The organism is Rhodococcus sp. IEGM 1302 (assembly GCF_030056935.1).
GTDB lineage: Bacteria > Actinomycetota > Actinomycetes > Mycobacteriales > Mycobacteriaceae > Rhodococcus_F > Rhodococcus_F qingshengii.
The window spans coordinates 1-17,290 of record NZ_JASHKY010000048.1 but is presented as its reverse complement, the minus strand read 5'-3'; the positions used below and the strand labels follow the sequence as shown (position 1 = coordinate 17,290).

Sequence of the window (17,290 nt, the reverse complement as noted above, 5' to 3'; positions counted from 1 at the left end):
TCCTTGCTACTGCCCTGAGCGGCGCCCTTGATGACGACGGGCTTGTTGGCCAGATCCTTTGCGCGCTCGGCAGAGACGATGACCAATGCCTGGCCACCGTCGGTTTCCTGGCAGCAGTCGAGCAGGTGCAGCGGCTCGGCGATCCAGCGCGAGTTCTGATGGTCCTCGAGCGTGATCGGACGCTCGTAGAACCAAGCAGCCGGGTTGTTGGCGGCATGCTTGCGCGCCACCACTGCAACTCGTCCGAAGTCCTCACTCGTCGCACCGTACTGGTGCATGTAGCGGCGGGCGAACATGGCGACCCACTGAGCGGGAGTCGACAATCCCTGCGGAGTCATCCACGCATATGCCGCGCGATCCGCGGTGCTGTCCATGGGGCGATCGTGCTGCCCTAGGCCGTAGCGCACACCGGAGCGCTCGTTGAAGGCGCGGTAACAAACCACGACGTCGGCAACACCCGTCGCAACTGCCATGGCCGCCTGCTGCACGGTGGCACACGCAGCGCCGCCACCGTAGTGAATGCGCGAGAAGAACTTCAGCTCGCCGAGACCACAGTTGCGAGCCACGATCGCTTCGCCGTTCGTCTCCGACGTGTAGGTGGACAGACCGTCGACCTCGGACGGATCGATACCGGCGTCAGCGAGTGCCGCGACGATGGCCTCACACGCCAACTGCAGTTCGGTGCGGCCGGAGTTCTTGGAGAACTCGGTGGATCCGATGCCGACGATGGCGGCGGCTCCCGAGAGTGGGCTGATCGCCATCAGGGCCTCTCCTCTTCCTTGAAAGCGACTGCGACGGTGCCGGATGCATGGTTGCCGAGGCTGTTTGCACCCTGCACCTTGACCACGACCACTCCGTCTTCCTTGGACACGACCTCACCGGTCATCGTCATGGTGTCACCCGGGTAGTTGGGCGCCCCGAGACGAATGGCGATGCGGCGCAGGGTCGATGCAGATCCGGCCCAGTCCGTGACGTATCGACCGACAAGACCGTTGCTCGTGAGGATGTTCATGAAGACATCCTTCGAGCCACGCTCCTGGGCCAGGCTCGGATCGTGGTGCACGTCCTGAAAATCGCGAGTGGCGATTGCCGTGGCGACGATCAACGTGCGGGTCAGCGGGATCGCCAACTCGGGCAATGCCTCTCCGACAACGACGTCTGCGTAACTGCGACCGGCAAGTACGGTCATGCGAGCACCTCCACACCGGATGCGAGCTGCGCACCCAGACGCGCCAGATCGGAGCTGGAACCACCGAGGGTGGCAGCAATCTGCTTGCCCCACAACAGGTGACGGTGAACCGGGTAGTCGGTGTCGACGCCCATGCCGCCGTGTACATGCGTGGTGCGATGCACGACGCGCTGTCCGCCGTCGGTAGCCCACCACTTGGCGACCAGTACCGAGGTGCCGAGATCCAGTCCCTCGGAGATGCGCCAGGCGGCCTGCCACAGTGTCACGCGCATCGCTTCGAGATCGATGTAGCAGTCAGCGAGTTGATGATTGACGGCCTGGAAGGTCGCCAGCGGACGGCCGAACTGCTTGCGGCCGTTCAGGTACGTGACGGCCTGCGCGACTGCACCCGACCCGACGCCCCATTGGATTGCGGCCAATGCCAGCTGAACGCGGTCGATCAGCCACGGAACCGTGGTGCCGTCAGCCGCACCGATCAGCTGCGCGGGGGCACCGGCAAAGGTGACGTTGGCACAGATCTCCCAACTGGTGGACTGCGTCTGTTCGAGCGTCACTCCCTCGGCACTCAGGTCGACCAGCAGCAGTGCCGTACCAGTGGAAGCGGTTGCCGAAACGAGAGCAAGGTTCGCGACGTGAGTCATCGGCACTACTGCCTTCTCACCCGTCAGAGTCCAATTGCCGTCGGCGTCCTGCTCAGCCGTGGTCAGTGGGTCGCCGCCAGTGTACGGACCGAACTCTTCGAGACCGACGGTCAGGAATCGACTGCCGTCGGCAACTCCCGGAAGGAGTTCGGCGCGAAGGGAATCAGAGCCGAATTCGTTGACAGCCAATGCTGCAAGGGTCGTTTCCCAGATCGGCACGGCCGCAACGTGACGTCCCTGCTGTTCGAGCAGTGCGTACAGCTCGGACAAGCCGAGGCCACCGCCGCCGAACTCCTCCGGCAGGGCGATACCGAGCAGGCCGGTGCTCGCGAGTTCGCGCCACAGTTCACGGTCGACGCGCTCGGCGGAGAGTTCGATCTCCTTGGTGCGCTCGATCGTTGCCTTGCTGGTGAAGACCTCGTCGGCCAGTGCGCGAATTGCTTCCTGCTCTTCGCTGAAATTGAAGTCCATCAGTGCTCCTCGCGTACGGCCGGCCGGAACGCGGGAAGCGTCAGATCCGGGTCGGCGTCGATCCAGTCAAGTTCCACGGGCATGTCGACCACGACATCTTCGGGCGCGATACCCGCCATGTTGGCGATCAATCGGGTTCCCTCTTCGAGTTCGATTACCGCAACGATCAGCGGGTAGTCGAACGCGTCGATCTTGGGGTGGTGATTGACCACGAAGCTGTACACCGTGCCACGACCCGACGCGTCGATCGTGTCCCACTCGAGTGACCGGCACTCCCCGCACATCGGGCCGGTGGGATGACGCAACGTCTTGCAGGACGTACAGCGCTGGATCACCAGACGGTGCTCCTTGGCTGCTTCGAACCAGAAAGCGTTGTCCGCGTTGAGAGCCGGACGCGGACGCAGTGCACGAGGAGCTTCGGGCGCAGCAGATTCCTGAGGTTTGAACCGCAGCGTCCGCCACCGCTGGGTGCCGACAACCTGATCGTCACCGTTGCGGTAGGTCTTGAGCGTCGTGACGAAGTGTCCGACACCGAGGCCGGTCTTCTTCTCCGGCGAAATCGACTCGATGACCTCGGTGTAGTTAACGCGATCGCCTGGGCGCAGTTCGGCGAAGAACTCCTGATCGGAATCGGTGGCCACGACAGAGCTGTAGCCGGCTGCGTCGAGGGTGGCGATCAGATCGGTCCACACCTGCGACGGGTCGTTGCCCGCCATCTTGTCGGTAAAGGTCCGCATGATCCAGACCTGAAGCATCTGAGCGGGAGCGACGACGCCGTCACGGCCGGTGGCGCGGGCAGCTTCGTCGTCGAGGTAGACGAGGTTGGTATCGCCCATGGTCTCGGCCCAATGCCGGATCATGGGGATGTTGACCTCGTCGGGTCCCCAGGTGGTGGGAACAAGCGTCTGGCCGACAAAAGCGTCGAGTTGCGCCGAAATGTCGCTCACTTGACCCTCTTTTCGCGAACGAGTCCCAAGCCGATGGTGCCGACCATGTCACGCAGAACCTCGTTGACGCCGCCACCGAAGGTGTTCACGACACCCTGACGCGAGATCTGCTCGATCTGACCGGCAAGCAAAGCGCCCGGAGACTCGGGACGGATGCGTCCGGCGGAGCCGAGAATTCCGAGCAGGGTGCGGTAGACGTCGACGTGAGTCTCGGTCCCGTACGTCTTGGTGGCACCGGCGTCGGCTCCGGAGAGCGTGTCCTGTGCGACGGCTGCCGTCATCTTCCAGTTCAGCAGTCGCATGGCCTCGAGCTTGGCGTGTGTGCGAGCGAAGTCCTGTTGCACCCACGGGATGTCGATGGCGCCGTTTTCCTTGGCCCAGTCCAGGACCAGGTTCCACAGACCGTACGTGCGACCACCGATGGCCGCCAGGCCGATTCGCTCGTGGTTGAGCTGAGCCGTGATGAGCTGCCAGCCGCCGTTGACCTCGCCCACAACGTCCTTCGACGGAACTCGAATGCCGGAGTAGTACGTGGACGTCACCATCAAGCCGCCGACGGTGTTGATCGGTGACCACTCGAAGCCTGCATCCTCGGTGGGGACGATCAGGATCGAGATTCCCTTGTGCTTGGGGGCATCCGCGTCGGTGCGGCAGGCCAGCCACACGTAGTCGGCAGTGTTGGCGCCACTGGTGAAGATCTTGTTGCCGTCGACGATCCACTCGTCACCGTCGAGAACCGCACGAGTCTTGAGTGACGCGAGGTCGGTGCCGGCCTCGGGCTCGGTGTACCCGATTGCGAAGACGATGTCGCCGGCCAGGATGCCGGGCAGGAAACGTTCCTTCTGTTCTTCGGTGCCGTACTTCATCAACGTCGGTCCGACGGTATTGACCGTCACGAAGGGAAACGGCAGACCTGCGCGCTGAACCTCGTCGAAGAACACGAACTGCTCTTCGATGGAGCGTCCCTGTCCACCGAATTCCTTGGGCCAGCCGATACCGAGCCAACCGTCCTTGCCCAGCAACTTCACGATCTCGCGGAAGTACTCGCCACCCACACCTTGCTCGCCGGCCGCGCGACGCTTCTCTTCCGGCAGCAGCGCCGCGAAGTACGCGCGCAACTCCTTGCGGAGCTCCTGCTGCTCGGGCGATTCCCTCAGATCCATCGCTGTTTCTCCTATGGCATTCATGGCTGGCAACTCTTGGCCTGGACGCTAACCAGATGCCCAGGTGGGCGCTGTGAGTGTCTCGATGAGCGGGAAGCCGAAACATGAGCGGCGTCACATAGGGTGAGATATGCGCATGGACTCCTCGGATCGCGTCGCTCTCACCGACTTGGCCGCCAGGTACGCACAGGCCGTCGACCGCCGAAACACCACTGCACTTGCGGCTCTCTTCACTGACGACGTGGCATTCGTCTTGCCGCCGGCACTGAACGGAACGGGTGCGCCGACGGAGATACGTGGGAACTCCGTCGTCAGCAGTTCGGTGGTCGACGCCGTCTCACATCTGCACTCGACCCGGCACATCGTCGAGCAGCAGATCCTCGACCTCGACGGCCCCACCACCGCACACGGTGAGGCTTACTGCTCCGCTCACCACATCTATCCGCGGGGCGAGGGCCACCGGGACAACCGGATCGAGATTCGTTACCAGGACAGCTTCGAAAAGATCGACGGCACCTGGCTGTTCTCGCGTCGCGAACTGGTAGTCGATTTTGCCGAGGACGTTCCGGTCATCCTGCTCGGACAATAGGTACATGAAAAAATCGCGGTGATTCTGTATCTCCTCACGGGAGGTTTACCGGGCTAGCGTTCAGCAACTGTCACGCCATCTCGGCGTGCGTTCGGCTATGTCTTGGAGATTCACATGTCACGCTCGCGCACCAGAAGATTCCTCGCTGCCTTCGCAGTGGCCGCCGTCGCAGTCGGAACCGTAGCCGCGTGCTCGAGCGACAACTCCTCCGACGAGAACGCACCTCTTCGCATCGTCGCTTCTTCGGTTCCGCACGCCGAGATCCTGAAGTTCGTCGAAGAAAAGGGCCTGCTCGGTGACACCAAGATCGAGGTCAGCGAGATCACCGGCGATCTCGACGCCAACGAGGTGCTCGAAGCCGGAGACACCGACGCCAACTTCTTCCAGCACGTGCCGTACCAGGAATCGTGGTCGAAGGAAAAGGGTGTCGACGACCTGGTCGCCGTGGCGAAGGTCCACGTCGAGCCCCTCGGTGCATATTCCAAGAAGGTCACCAACGTGGCCGACCTGCGCCAGGGCGCAACGGTCGCTTTGTCCAACAACGTGACGAACTTCGCCCGTGGGCTGTACCTGCTGCAGCAGGCCGGTTTGATCAAGCTCGATCAGCAGTTGGGCGCCCCCGGCACCGACATCACGCAGATCAGCGAGAAGAACATCATCGACAACCCCAAGGGACTCACGTTCACCCAGGTCGATCCCCCGCAGCTGCCGCGCACGCTCGACGACGGAAATGTCGATCTCGCAATCATCAACGGCAACTACGCAATCGAAGGTGGCCTCAACCCGGCCAAGGACGCCCTGGTGCTCGAGAAGGCCGAGGGCAACCCGTACGCCAATGTCCTGACCGTACGCACCTCGCTCGAAAACGATGCGCGAGTACAGAAGTTGGCCGAGGCATTGACGTCCGCCGACGTCGCGACGTTCATCGAGCAGACCTATCAGGGCTCGGTCATTCCGGCCAGCGCTACCTGATCGAGACCCGTCATGGTCTTCTCGATCGAATCGGTCTCCAAGGAATACCGCAGCGGCACACAAGTTCTGCATGCACTCGATTCCGTATCCCTGAAAATCGAAGACGGCGAAATCTTCGGCATCATCGGCAAGAGCGGCGCCGGCAAGTCGACTTTGCTGCGCTGCCTCAACCTGCTCGAACGCCCGACCAGTGGCCGGATTCTGTTGGGCGACACCGATCTGACCGCGTTGAGCCCAGCGCAACTGCGCGACACACGCAAGCGGATCGGTGTCGTGTTCCAGCATTTCAACCTGCTGCATTCCCGTTCGGTCGCCGCCAACATCGCCTTCCCTCTCGAAGTGGCGGGATACTCGCGGGCAGATCGACGTGCCCGCGTCGACGAGCTGATCGAGTTGGTGGGCTTGGAAGACCGACGTGACGCCTTCCCCTCGCAACTGTCCGGCGGCCAGAAACAACGCGTCGGCATCGCGAGAGCCTTGGCGGCTTCACCCGACGTCCTCCTGTGCGACGAGGCCACGAGCGCCCTCGACTCGGACACAACCGATTCGATCCTCGACCTGCTCGCCGATCTCAATCGACGACTCGGTGTGACCATTGTTCTGATCACCCACGAGCTCAACGTGGTTCGACGGATCTGCCATCGCGCTGCGCTGATCGATCAGGGCCGCATCGTCGACGAGGGAACGCTCACCGAACTGGTCGCAGACCCGGACTCACCCCTCGGAGAGGCGCTACTGCCGACCGGAACGGTACGAACGTCCACGACCGGAATTCCGGCGCTCCTCACCTTTGTCGATTCACTGTCCACCTCACCCGTGATTTCCCAACTCTCACGAGATCTCGACGTCGACGTCACCGTGATCTCCGGCGGTATCGAGGACATCGGATCCCATCAGGTCGGTCGCCTTCGCGTGGAGTTCGCCTCACACACGGGACTCGTCAGCAACGAAGAGACAAGAAAGTCTGTCGAAGAACATCTTTCGCAGCGCGGAGTGAAGGTGACGTTCTCATGAACAAGACGTCCTGGCAGGATTCCCTGGGCGAAGCATGGGAAGCCCTACTCGACACGCTCTACATGGTCGGTGTCTCGTTCGTGCTCACCGTGATCATCGGTATCGCTCTCGGTGTTCTGTTGCACGCGAGCGCGCCCGACGGAATCCGTCCCAACCGCGTCCTCAATTCGGTTCTGGGCACCGTGGTGAACGTCGGCCGTTCGCTGCCGTTCGTCATCTTGTTGGTGCTCCTCATCCCGGCAACGAGGGCGATCGTCGGAACAGCGCTCGGCGCCACGGCAGCGATCGTCCCGCTGACCATCGGTTCGGTGCCCTTCTTTGCGCGCGTCGTCGAGAACGCCTTGCGTGAAGTCGATTCCGGACGCGTCGAGGCAGCGCGGTCCATGGGCGCCACCGACAAAGACATCATCACCAAGGTGCTACTGCCCGAATCCGTTCCGGGATTGGTAGCAGGAGCAACCCTGACGGCGGTGATGCTGATCGGCTTCTCGGCCATGGCAGGTGCCATCGGCGCCGGTGGACTCGGCGACTTCGCAATCAAGTACGGCTACCAACGATTCAACACACCGGTGCTGTTCGTCGCAGTCGTGATCTTGATCGTGCTGGTGCAGGCAATCCAGTCGACCGGCGATCTCGTGGTTCGTTCAATGGCGCACAAGCGGTAACTGATCAGCTCGAGACCATCGCGATCGCTGTTCGCAGTCCGCGCCGCTTACCCGTCTGCGGATCGACGCCGAACACTTCCTTGATTCCGCCTCGGATGCGGAACTTCAACTCCGAGTGCGTCTCCGGAGCGTCGTCCTGGGAAGCCGAGAGAAACCTGTTGGGCAGCGACAACTTCCAGATGGTGCGCAGAGTCAATCCGTACTGCTTCCACAGCGGCCCGGTCGTGTACGGGAGGTCGTACTTGTCACACAGGTCGCGCAGCGGCACCGCGATTTCCGAGTACCGATTGCTCGGCAGATCCGGGAAGCAGTGATGCTCGATCTGGTAGCAGAGGTTGCCGCTCATGAAGGCCATGACGGGACCGGCATGAAAGTTGGCAGAGCCCAGCATCTGTCGTAGGTACCACTGAGCGCGAGATTCGTTCTCGAATTCCTCGAGCGTGAACTTCTCGGCACCGTCGGGAAAGTGCCCGCAGAAGATGACGGCGTAACTCCAGTAGTTTCGGATGAGGTTCGCAACGACGTTCGCCGTCAACGTGGTCTTCCACGCGGGGCCGGTCAGGGCGGGGAACAGGATGTAATCCTTCGCCACCTGACGCGCGATCTTCTTACCGACGTCCTTGGCCATGTCCGATTTCTCGGACCACTTCACCTCACCCTTGCGGAGTTTGTCCGTTTCGAGGTGATGCAGTGCCACTCCCCACTCGAAGAGGGTCGCGAGCACAAAATTCGTGATCGGTTGAAAGAGATAGTCGGCGTGCCACTTTTGATCGCGCGTGACGCGCATGATTCCGTAGCCCACGTCGTTGTCCAGTCCGACAATGTTGGTGAACTTGTGATGGGTGAAGTTGTGCGAGTGCTTCCATCCCGAGGACGGGCAGGTGTTGTCCCACTCCCAGTTGCTCGAGTGAATCTCGGGATCGTTCATCCAGTCCCACTGGCCGTGGATGATGTTGTGGCCGAGTTCCATGTTCTCGATGATCTTGCCGACCCCCAGCAGCGCAGTCCCCAGAATCCAGGCAGGCTTCTTCTTGCTGGCGAACAAGACGATGCGGCCGGCCACCATCAGAGAGCGTTGAAACGCGATCGTCCGCTGGATGTATCGAGCGTCGTGCGCGCCGCGCTTCTCCTCGATGTCGAGCCGAATGGCGTCCAACTCGCGCCCGAGCGCTTCGACGTCTTCCTCGGTGAGATGGGCATATTCCTTGATGTCGGTGATCGCCACAGTGTTTCTCCGTATCGGTTTTCTCCGTGCCGCAGGACTGGTCCGTCGGGCGGTACCCCTGGGAGCCGGTGCGGAAACGTCAGCCCCGATATTCATGTGCGTCTTCACGCAATCTATGCCAAAGTCGATATACGTGAGCCCCGAAAACAAGATCACCATCCGCACCGCTACCGAGAGCGACTGGCCGGCTCTCCAACTACTCGACTCGGTGGGGTTCGGTTTTCACCCGTCTCCCGCGGTCAGCGAACTGACGAAGGCGCTCTACAAGCCCGAGGACATCATCCTCGCCGTCGACGGTGACCTACCCGTCGGCGTGGCCATCGAAATCGACATGGAATTCACCGTGCCCGGCGGACGCCAACTCCCCACGCGCGGAATCACCTGGGTATCCGTCGCCCCGACTCACCGTCGACGTGGTGTCCTACGCTCGATGTTCACTGCACTTCACGCCCACATCGAGTCGACCGGAGCACCACTTGCGGCCCTGACGGCCAGCGAGGCCGGCATCTACAACCGCTTCGGATACGGCCCGGCCACCTTCAGCGAAGGCATCACCCTCGATCGCCGCTTCGCACGATTCCGCCCCGAGGTGCCCGACAACGGTGGCGTGTCCATCGTCGACATCAAAGCTGCCTCGACGCTTCTTCCCGAGATCTACGACCGCTGGCGACTGCAGACTCCCGGCGCGCAGGTCCGTCCGCAACCACTCTGGGACCACATGTTCGCCGACCCGTCGGAGGATCGTGACGGCGCCTCCGGACTGTTCTTTCTGACACACGCGGACGGATACATCGCTTACCGGCACACGAGCGAGGGCCGCGACAGCATCGCCCGGATCGACGAGTTCGTGACGATCACCGAAGATGCGCACGCGGCGCTGTGGCGCACGATCTGCGGCCTCGACCTCGTCACCCGGATCGAGACACGCCAGCATCCTGCCGATCCACTCCGGCTGATGCTCACGGACTACCGCCTTGCCCGGACGACGACGCGCTCCGATCGACTGTGGCTGCGCATCATGGACGTTCCCGCGGCTCTCGAGGCTCGTGAATATGCTGCTGACCTGGACACAGTCATCAAGGTCGAAGATCCGTTCCTGAAGGCCGGCGGAACCTTCGCACTTCAGGTCAAGGACGGCAAGGCCACCTGTACGGCCACTGACGCGGTGCCTGCGATCACGATGCCCTCTGATGTCCTGAGCAGCTTGTACCTGGGCGAGCACCAGGCCAAGACCTTCGCGGCGGCGCACCGACTCCACGCGTCCGATCCGCAGGAGATCCTGAATTTCGACTTCGCTTTCAACGCGCAGAAGCCCGCAATTCTCGGGTACGGATTCTGATGATCTTGCCGACACGGGCATCGACGATTTGTGCCCTCGGTCGTATTCAGGGTTAGCCTCGAACAATGGCGTTTGTCGAAAAGATGGTCAATAGGCTTCCTGAGCGGGTTCTCGTGCGCGTCCTGCCGCACGCAGAAATGCTCAAGTTCCTGGTGGTCGGCGGCATCGCCTTCATCGTCACCACGGTGCTGTTCTTCGGCATCAAGTGGACGGTTCTGCCTCAGCACCCGGTGACGGCCAACATCCTTGCGGTCCTGATCGCGACGGTTCTGTCCTACGTCCTCAACCGCGAATGGTCGTTTGCGCAGCGCGGTGGTCGACAGCGCCATCACGAGGCCGCTCTGTTCTTCATCGTCGCGGGTATCGGTTTGGCCATCAACCAGGTACCACTCTGGACCTCCCGGTACGTGTTCCATCTGCGTCAACCCGAGGTGTCGGTGTTGATGGAAAACTTCGCGGACTTCATCAGCGGATCGATCATCGGGACCCTGCTGGCGACGGCCTTCCGCTGGTGGGCCATGCGTCGGTACGTCTTCCCCGAAGAAGCCACCGACAGCCAGGTCGTTCTCGACATCGAAGCGACTCCCGGCACCAAGACGCCGACAACCGACGCCACCGCCCTCGACTGACTCCCGGATCGACGCACCCGATCGCTCGCGCTTCGATCAGAGTTCGTCGATTGCGATCAACCCGTCCTGCAGCGCCCGCGCAAGCAGTGCCATCTTTGTCGGCGCGATGCTCCTGAACGGGCTGGCCCATCCCTGATCATCATCGGCGACAAGCACTCCAGCCTGCAGTTTTCCCGCTCTGCACAACACGGTCACGACACAGTGATCACTGGTGCGTAGCCTCCGATTTCCAATTGGATTCGGAGGACCCATGGCTACTTGCAAAACTCGAGTTCTTGCGCTGTCGGCGGCAGGACTCATGCTCGTACTCGGCGCATGCAGCAAGGCCGAGTCGGCGAAAACGCCGACCGACCTCGACGTGACATCAGCGTCCGCCGGACACTACTCACTGGTCTGGGAACACGGCGGCTCGGAAAAGGTGCGTGTATTCGCCGCCACCGACCCGAAAAACCCAGCCGCAGAAGGAAAGGAAATTGGCACGGTCGACGGCTTCTCCACTGAGGTCGACGGCCTCGACCCACTGTCACGCTGGTACTTCGAGGTCATAGACGAGGACGGCACTTCCACCATCGCGTCAACCCGCCACGTGACGCTGCAGGGCGCAGCCAACGTGCGTGATGTCGGCGGATACGAGACAGCCGACGGCCGATCAGTCAAGTGGGGCCTGGTTTTTCGTGGCGACCGCTTGAGCGATCTGACTGCTGACGATCAACAAACGATCGAGAACGCAGGCATCCGGACCGTTGTCGATTTCCGAGGTGACAGCGAGATCGCAAAGGACGGAGCAGACAAGGTTCCCGCGAACGTGAAAGTGGTCAACACGGCAGTCCTGGATGCCGGCACTCAGGCTCTTGCCACAGCGATTACGAGTGCCCTGAAATCTGGTGACCCTGCAATCGTGGAGCAGGTGCTCGGGGGCGGTGAAGCCGTCCGGATCAGCGACACCGGCGCCGTCGACCAACTGTCCAAGCCTGACGGAATGGCCGGGTATTCCCAAGCCCTACGGACCATCGCCGATTCCGAGTCCGCAGTCGCTTACCACTGCACGGCAGGCAAAGACCGCACTGGACTGATGACAGCTCTACTTCTCGGCATTCTGGGTGTTCCTGACAAGACCATCGTCGACGACTTCGTCCTGTCGAACACCTACAACAAAGCCAAGAACGAACAGACCTACACGTTTCTGTCTTCGAAAGGAATCGATGTCGATCTGTTGAAACCGTTGATGGAGCAGCGTCCCAGCCAGATTCAGCCAGTACTCGACAAGATTCGCGACCAGTTCGGTGGGTGGGAGAAGTTTTCGCAGGACGTGCTGAAACTTGACGCCGACACGATCGCAAAGCTCCGGAGCAAATTGCTGACCAAGCAATAACTGATCGACGTTCCGACAGCAATGACCGGCAGCCGCTCCGATGGCTGCCGGTCACGCCCGCACTCCTAGTTACTCAGCCCCAGCCGCTTCGAGCATTCGGCCATTTCGTCGATGATCAGTTCCAGCGACGTGCCACGACGACTCGCGGACAACACGATTCGATCGGCTCCCAACCCGCGTGCCCAGTCGAGTTTCGCTTCGTCGAGCCTGGGCAGTGTCGCACCGAGTACCAGCGATACGTCGGCAGGATCTCGATCTGCCTTCACCGCAGCCGCTTTCATCGCCGCTACAGCCTTGTCGAGATCTTCACCGGCCAGTCCCAGCGGCTGGAAACCGTCACCCAACCGGCCTGCTCGCCGAGCAGCAGCGAGACTGTGTCCACCGATGTAGAGCGGAACTCCGGATTCGCGGTGCGGCTTCGGCCAGCTGTACGCACCCTTGAACGAGAAGTAATCGCCGTCGAAATCGACTGCTTCCTTGCCCGCCCAGAGTGAACGCATCACCGCGATGGCCTCATCGGCTACCTTGCCGCGGCGCTCGAAGTCACCGCCGCACGCCTCGATCTCTTCCTTCATCCACCCCAGGCCGAGGCAGATGCGCAATCGCCCACTGGAAAGGCGATCGAGCGTCGCCAATCTTTTGGCGAGCACTACCGGATTGTGATTGGGCAGCACCAGAACTCCAGTGGACAAGCCCAAGGTGGTTGTGGCACCCGCCACGAACGAAAGCAGTTCGAGCGGATCCGGGATGTCGCAGTCATCGGGAAGATGCGATTTGCCGGTCGGAGAATAGGGGTACTCGCTCGCGGTGTCGGCGATGACCACCGAGTGCTCCACTGCCGAGATCTCGTCGAAACCCAGCGACTCGGCCGCACGGGCGAATTGCAGAATCCAATCAGGGTCTCCGCTTCGACCCAGTTCGACCGGAACGACCACGCCGAGCTTCATACCGTTTCCTCCAGTGTCGCCATCAATTTCGGACCATCCACGACGCGACCGAGGTACCGGTCCGCATCGGGATCTGTTGCAAGCCACACCGCCGCTGCAGCGGGTACGGATGCCGGTGTGGCCGCAAATCCGGCTTCCACGATTGCGTCCGCGCCACCACGGGCTTTCCCTGATTCCGTGATGACAAATCCCGGACTCAGGTTGAACGCTTTGATTCCGGCGTCTCGGTACTCGGAGTTGATCGCTCCGGCAATACGTCCGAACGACGCCTTCGACGCGGCGTACGACAGACCCCAACCACCCTCGCCGGGAGGCGCAGGCGGATCCATGGTCGCCGAGCCCGATGCCAGATTGACCACTACGCCGTTGCCGCTCTTGATCATCGACGGGAGTATCACCTGGACCAGAGCGAGTTGGTGCAGATAATTCCCGATCGCCATCGCCTGAGCGTCGTCGATCTCGATGTCGAGCACCCGGTCCATGTTTCCGACAGTCTGCGCATAGGCGTTGTTCACCAGCACGTCGACACGTCCCCACTCGGCCAGCACCCGTTCACCGGCGCCGCGGACGGATGCCAGATCGAGCAGGTTCATCGGAACGGCCAATGCGCGCACACCGAAGGACTTGATCTCGGCAACCGTCGTCTCCAGGCTGCCGGGCACCGGAATCACTTGCTCGCCTTGCCTCGTTCGCGGGGCTGCCCGTCCCTCTCCTTCACGAACGGTGCGAGCAGTGATTGCAACGTCGAATCCGGCGCGCGCGAATGCCAGCGCGCACTCTCGGCCGATCCCCCGGGAAGCGCCGGTCACCAGCGCAACTCCACTCACAGGAACCGCGTGCGGCCGTGCGTCTCGAACTCCTTCTCCAGGTTCACCACGTCAGCTTCGGTCATCAACGTGTATTCGGGAGTGCCTCGGCCCACCCAGTGGAACACTGGTTCGTCGGTCCGCCAGCGATCGGCTTGAAGTTCACGTTTGAGTACCTTGTTGGAGCCCGTGACGGGCAGGTCGGTCGAAACGCGAACAAATCGTGGCGCTGCCTTAGTACCCAGATCCGCCTGCGCGGCAAGGTAGTCGGCGAACTCGACCGGATCGAAATCGGCGAGATCGGCGACCTCGATCGCAGCCATGACCTGATCACCCGAACGCGGATCCGGCACCGCGAAGACACCCGTGGCGATCACCTTGGGGTGCCGACGCAGGATGTGCTCGATCATCAGGGCCGAGGTGTTCTCACCGTCGACCCGGATCCAGTCGCCCTTGCGTCCCGCGAAGTAGATGAAGCCGGCCTCGTCGACGTAGCCGAGATCGCCTGTCCAGTACCAACCGTGGCGAATCTTCTCGGCGATCGCGTCTTCGTTCTTGTAGTACCCCTCGAACTTCTTCGATCCGGCCTTGTCGACCATCTCGCCGATGGATTCGTCGGGGTTCAGCACGTGACCGTGCTCGTCGAGAATTGCGCGGGGTCGCTCTTCGCGCGTATCGGGATCGACGATGACGATGTTCTCGCTCGCGGGACGGCCCAGTGCTCCGGCAGGTTGGTTCGGATCGAGCACTACTGAACCGGCACCTTCACTCGAACCGTATCCCTCGAAAAGTTGTGCACCGAAACGACGGATGAACTCTGCCTTGTCCCCCGGCGACGCCTCGGTCCCGAAGCCGTGGGTGAGGGTGTTCTCGATGTCGTCGGGCAGTTCCGGCGTCGCCATGAGATACCCCAAGGCCTTACCGACGTAGGTGAAATATGTTGCGCCGTAGAACCGAACGTCCGGCATGAATCCCGAGGCCGTGAACTTACGAACGAGGCAGACCGTAGCTCCCTGCGAAAGGGCCGGCGCCCACAGAGCCATCAACGCGTTGCCGTGGAAGAGCGGCATGCAGCAGTAGCAGACGTCGTCGCGGTCGATGTCGTACTTGGCGCAGTTCGCGTAGGCCAACCGCGTCAGACGCCCCTGGCTGCACCGCACTGCCTTGGACATTCCGGTGGTGCCCGAGGTGAAGAGAAGCAAGAACAGCGTCGACGCGTCGACACCGAGGTCGATCTGAGGCGACTCGACGTGATGTGCTGCAATCTTGTCCGGGTACGACGCGTCGTCGACGAGGACGAAACGATCTTCGGTCAGCCCGAGGTCCAGGCCGGCAAGCTTCTCGTAGCCTGCTTTGTCGGTGACGATCAGCTGGCAGTCGACGTACCGGACCTCAGCCTCGAGTTCAGCTCCACGCCTGGTCGGATTGATGCCGACGATCGTGGCCCCGGTCAGGGCCGCGCCGCCGAGCCAGAACAGGAACTCCGGATCGTTCTCGAGAAGTACTCCGATGTGAAACGGTCCGGGCGCGCGAAGCGACTTCGCCAGCGAGCCGCGCGCTGCGCTCTCGCGCACCACCTCGTCCCAGCTCCAGTCCTGCGTCCGCGTCCGCAGGCCCAGGTGCTGATCACCGAGACGGTCGATCAACATCTGCGCGACGTCCTCGCGCTGAGGAGCTGCAAGAGCTGCATTCGAAGATGCTTCGGTGGCGGTGTTCGTCATCGTGTCCTGTGTCCTAGTCGATATCGGAATGTCGATTACTCCAACTGCGATACGACTCGAACGTATCGACGCCTCAGAGCCGGAACGGTCCCAGTCTCGCTCAGTGGTAACCGCCGCCACAGATATGATTTTCTCGTGAGATTTTGTGACGTGAAAAGCGCCACAATACGAAAGGCCATTCCATGACTGCCCCCGCAGATCCGCAGTTGCTTCTGGACCAGGCGGTCTCACGCCTCACCGGTCCAGGTGGGCCATTCGAGATCGTCGAAGAAGAGGTTCTCGGCACCGTCATGCCTGTGATGAAGAACCGCGGTCACGCCATCGGTGAACTGATCTCGGCATCTCGCGCCTGGGGCGACGGCGACTATCTCGTCACCAGCGATCGTCGAATCTCGTTCACCGAGCATGCCGATTCCGTTGCCGCGCTGGCAACTGCTCTGCGGGACAAGTACGGAGTCCGCAAGGGCGACCGTGTGGGCATCCTCGCTGCCAACACTCCCGAATGGGTCATGACGTTCTTCGCGACGCAGGCGCTCGGCGCGATCGCAGTCGGTCTCAACGGTTGGTGGGTTCCGCGCGAGGTCACCCACGGGATCGAGCTCTCACGTCCGAAGGTTCTGGTCGTGGACGCCAAGCGCGGCGCCGCCCTCCCCGAACTGCCGGCAGACATCACGGTCCTCACCATGGAAGAGGATCTGCCCGCGCTCATCGCGGAATATGCAGGCTCCGACGTGCCGAGCACCGACATCGACGAGGACGACCCCGCCGTCATCTTGTTCACCAGTGGTACCAGCGGCCGCCCCAAGGGCGCACTCCATTCGCACCGCAACGTGATGGCCGTCGTCGACTACCACAAGTACAGCGACGCGATCGGCGCGGCATTCACCGGCCGTGAGTACGACGCTTCCAAGCCGAGCCCACTGCGTTATCTACTCACCTCCCCGCTCTTCCACATCGCCAGCCTGCACAATCTGGTGGTCCCCCGTCTCGCGACGGGCAGTGCCGTCATCCTGACCGAGGGCGGCTTCGACGTCGACAAGGTGCTCGGGTTGGTCGAACGCGAGCGCGTCACCAACTGGGGTGCTGTCCCCACGATGGCATCGCGGCTACTCGAGCACGGCAACATCGCCAAGTACGACGTCTCTTCGTTGACTGCATTCTCACTGGCATCCGCGCCGTCGTCGCCCGCGTTCAAGGAACGCCTCAAGGAGCAGGTGCCGTTCGCACGCAATGCTCTGGTCGACAGCTACGGCCTCACCGAATGCAGCACCGCCATTGCGGTCGCCGTCGGCGCCGAACTCGAAGAGTTCCCAGGCACTCTCGGGCGTCCGATCATCACCGTCTCGATGGAGATTCGCGATCCCTTCGGCGAATGGCTGCCGGACGGCATCGAAGGTGAAGTGTGCGTACGCAGCCCCTTCGTCATGCTCGGATACTGGGAGAACGACGAGGCGACCGAGTCGGCAATTGCCCCCGGACGCTGGCTCCGCACCGGCGATTTCGGCGTCATCGAAAACGGGCGTCTCCGTCTCACCGGTCGCCGTTCCGACCTGATCCTGCGCGGCGGCGAGAACGTCTACCCCACCGAGATCGAGCAGAC

General features: G+C 62.1%; 18 protein-coding genes. 8 read left to right on the top strand and 10 right to left on the bottom strand.

Annotated features, from left to right (window positions below):
• The 5 genes from QM609_RS28715 to QM609_RS28695 form a co-directional block, all read right to left on the bottom strand.
• Nucleotides 1-761 (bottom strand): thiolase family protein (locus QM609_RS28715; RefSeq protein WP_502942729.1); only part of this gene is annotated, 761 nt, incomplete at its 3' end.
• Nucleotides 761-1,189 (bottom strand): MaoC family dehydratase, encoded by a 429-nt coding sequence (locus tag QM609_RS28710; protein WP_003940399.1) that lies wholly within the window; start codon nt 1,187-1,189, stop codon nt 761-763. The genes QM609_RS28710 and QM609_RS28715, both read right to left, overlap by 1 nt.
• The gene (locus QM609_RS28705) at nt 1,186-2,301 is read right to left on the bottom strand and encodes an acyl-CoA dehydrogenase family protein (RefSeq protein WP_030537002.1); all 1,116 of its coding nucleotides are present in this window, start codon (nt 2,299-2,301) and stop codon (nt 1,186-1,188) included. Before QM609_RS28705 ends, QM609_RS28710 begins: the two co-directional genes overlap by 4 nt.
• Nucleotides 2,301-3,248, bottom strand: coding sequence for a bifunctional MaoC family dehydratase N-terminal/OB-fold nucleic acid binding domain-containing protein (locus QM609_RS28700; protein ID WP_050656576.1), 948 nt, complete (start codon nt 3,246-3,248; stop codon nt 2,301-2,303). Before QM609_RS28700 ends, QM609_RS28705 begins: the two co-directional genes overlap by 1 nt.
• Nucleotides 3,245-4,411 (bottom strand): acyl-CoA dehydrogenase family protein, encoded by a 1,167-nt coding sequence (locus QM609_RS28695; protein ID WP_003940442.1) that lies wholly within the window; start codon nt 4,409-4,411, stop codon nt 3,245-3,247. Before QM609_RS28695 ends, QM609_RS28700 begins: the two co-directional genes overlap by 4 nt.
• Nucleotides 4,412-4,541: 130 nt before the next feature.
• Between QM609_RS28695 and QM609_RS28690 the strand changes: the two genes are divergently transcribed.
• The 4 genes from QM609_RS28690 (at nt 4,542) to QM609_RS28675 (ending at nt 7,651) form a co-directional block, all read left to right on the top strand.
• Nucleotides 4,542-5,000, top strand: a complete 459-nt coding sequence (locus tag QM609_RS28690; protein WP_030537000.1) for a nuclear transport factor 2 family protein — start codon at nt 4,542-4,544, stop codon at nt 4,998-5,000.
• Between the two features lie 114 nt (nt 5,001-5,114).
• On the top strand, nt 5,115-5,972 hold the full coding sequence (locus QM609_RS28685) for a MetQ/NlpA family ABC transporter substrate-binding protein (RefSeq protein WP_003940478.1): 858 nt from the start codon (nt 5,115-5,117) through the stop codon (nt 5,970-5,972).
• A 12-nt stretch (nt 5,973-5,984) separates the two neighbouring features.
• Nucleotides 5,985-6,986, top strand: a complete 1,002-nt coding sequence (locus QM609_RS28680) for a methionine ABC transporter ATP-binding protein (protein ID WP_007732648.1) — start codon at nt 5,985-5,987, stop codon at nt 6,984-6,986.
• Nucleotides 6,983-7,651: a methionine ABC transporter permease gene (locus tag QM609_RS28675; protein WP_042448389.1), complete on the top strand. Its 669-nt coding sequence runs from the start codon at nt 6,983-6,985 to the stop codon at nt 7,649-7,651. Before QM609_RS28680 ends, QM609_RS28675 begins: the two co-directional genes overlap by 4 nt.
• Nucleotides 7,652-7,655: 4 nt before the next feature.
• Here the strand turns inward: QM609_RS28675 and QM609_RS28670 are convergent, their stop codons facing one another.
• The gene (locus tag QM609_RS28670) at nt 7,656-8,876 is read right to left on the bottom strand and encodes a fatty acid desaturase family protein (protein ID WP_021331991.1); all 1,221 of its coding nucleotides are present in this window, start codon (nt 8,874-8,876) and stop codon (nt 7,656-7,658) included.
• 133 nt (nt 8,877-9,009) lie between these two features.
• On the opposite strand from QM609_RS28670, the gene QM609_RS28665 reads away from it, so the two are divergent.
• Complete coding sequence (locus tag QM609_RS28665; protein WP_042924862.1) at nt 9,010-10,215, top strand: enhanced intracellular survival protein Eis; 1,206 nt, start codon at nt 9,010-9,012, stop codon at nt 10,213-10,215.
• A 65-nt stretch (nt 10,216-10,280) separates the two neighbouring features.
• A complete protein-coding gene (locus tag QM609_RS28660; protein ID WP_003939753.1) occupies nt 10,281-10,844 on the top strand; it encodes a GtrA family protein in 564 nt (187 codons plus the stop codon).
• A gap of 36 nt (nt 10,845-10,880) precedes the next feature.
• Here QM609_RS28660 and QM609_RS28655 read toward each other — a convergent pair whose 3' ends face one another.
• The gene (locus QM609_RS28655; RefSeq protein ID WP_223304510.1) at nt 10,881-11,039 is read right to left on the bottom strand and encodes a hypothetical protein; all 159 of its coding nucleotides are present in this window, start codon (nt 11,037-11,039) and stop codon (nt 10,881-10,883) included.
• A 55-nt stretch (nt 11,040-11,094) separates the two neighbouring features.
• On the opposite strand from QM609_RS28655, the gene QM609_RS28650 reads away from it, so the two are divergent.
• Nucleotides 11,095-12,216: a tyrosine-protein phosphatase gene (locus tag QM609_RS28650; protein ID WP_082239179.1), complete on the top strand. Its 1,122-nt coding sequence runs from the start codon at nt 11,095-11,097 to the stop codon at nt 12,214-12,216.
• Between the two features lie 65 nt (nt 12,217-12,281).
• Here the strand turns inward: QM609_RS28650 and QM609_RS28645 are convergent, their stop codons facing one another.
• From QM609_RS28645 to casI, 3 genes are read right to left on the bottom strand one after another with little or no spacing between them, the layout of a single operon-like run.
• A complete protein-coding gene (locus tag QM609_RS28645; protein ID WP_050656578.1) occupies nt 12,282-13,163 on the bottom strand; it encodes an LLM class F420-dependent oxidoreductase in 882 nt (293 codons plus the stop codon).
• Nucleotides 13,160-13,990 carry an SDR family NAD(P)-dependent oxidoreductase gene (locus QM609_RS28640; protein WP_050656579.1) on the bottom strand — a complete coding sequence of 277 codons (831 nt, stop codon included), beginning with the start codon at nt 13,988-13,990 and terminating at the stop codon, nt 13,160-13,162. Before QM609_RS28640 ends, QM609_RS28645 begins: the two co-directional genes overlap by 4 nt.
• On the bottom strand, nt 13,987-15,618 hold the full coding sequence (gene casI, locus QM609_RS28635) for a steroid-22-oyl-CoA synthetase (protein WP_371684398.1): 1,632 nt from the start codon (nt 15,616-15,618) through the stop codon (nt 13,987-13,989). Before casI ends, QM609_RS28640 begins: the two co-directional genes overlap by 4 nt.
• Nucleotides 15,619-15,872: 254 nt before the next feature.
• Between casI and casG the strand changes: the two genes are divergently transcribed.
• The coding region (casG, locus tag QM609_RS28630) for a steroid-24-oyl-CoA synthetase (RefSeq protein WP_283337643.1) at nt 15,873-17,290 on the top strand (1,418 nt) is incomplete at its 3' end.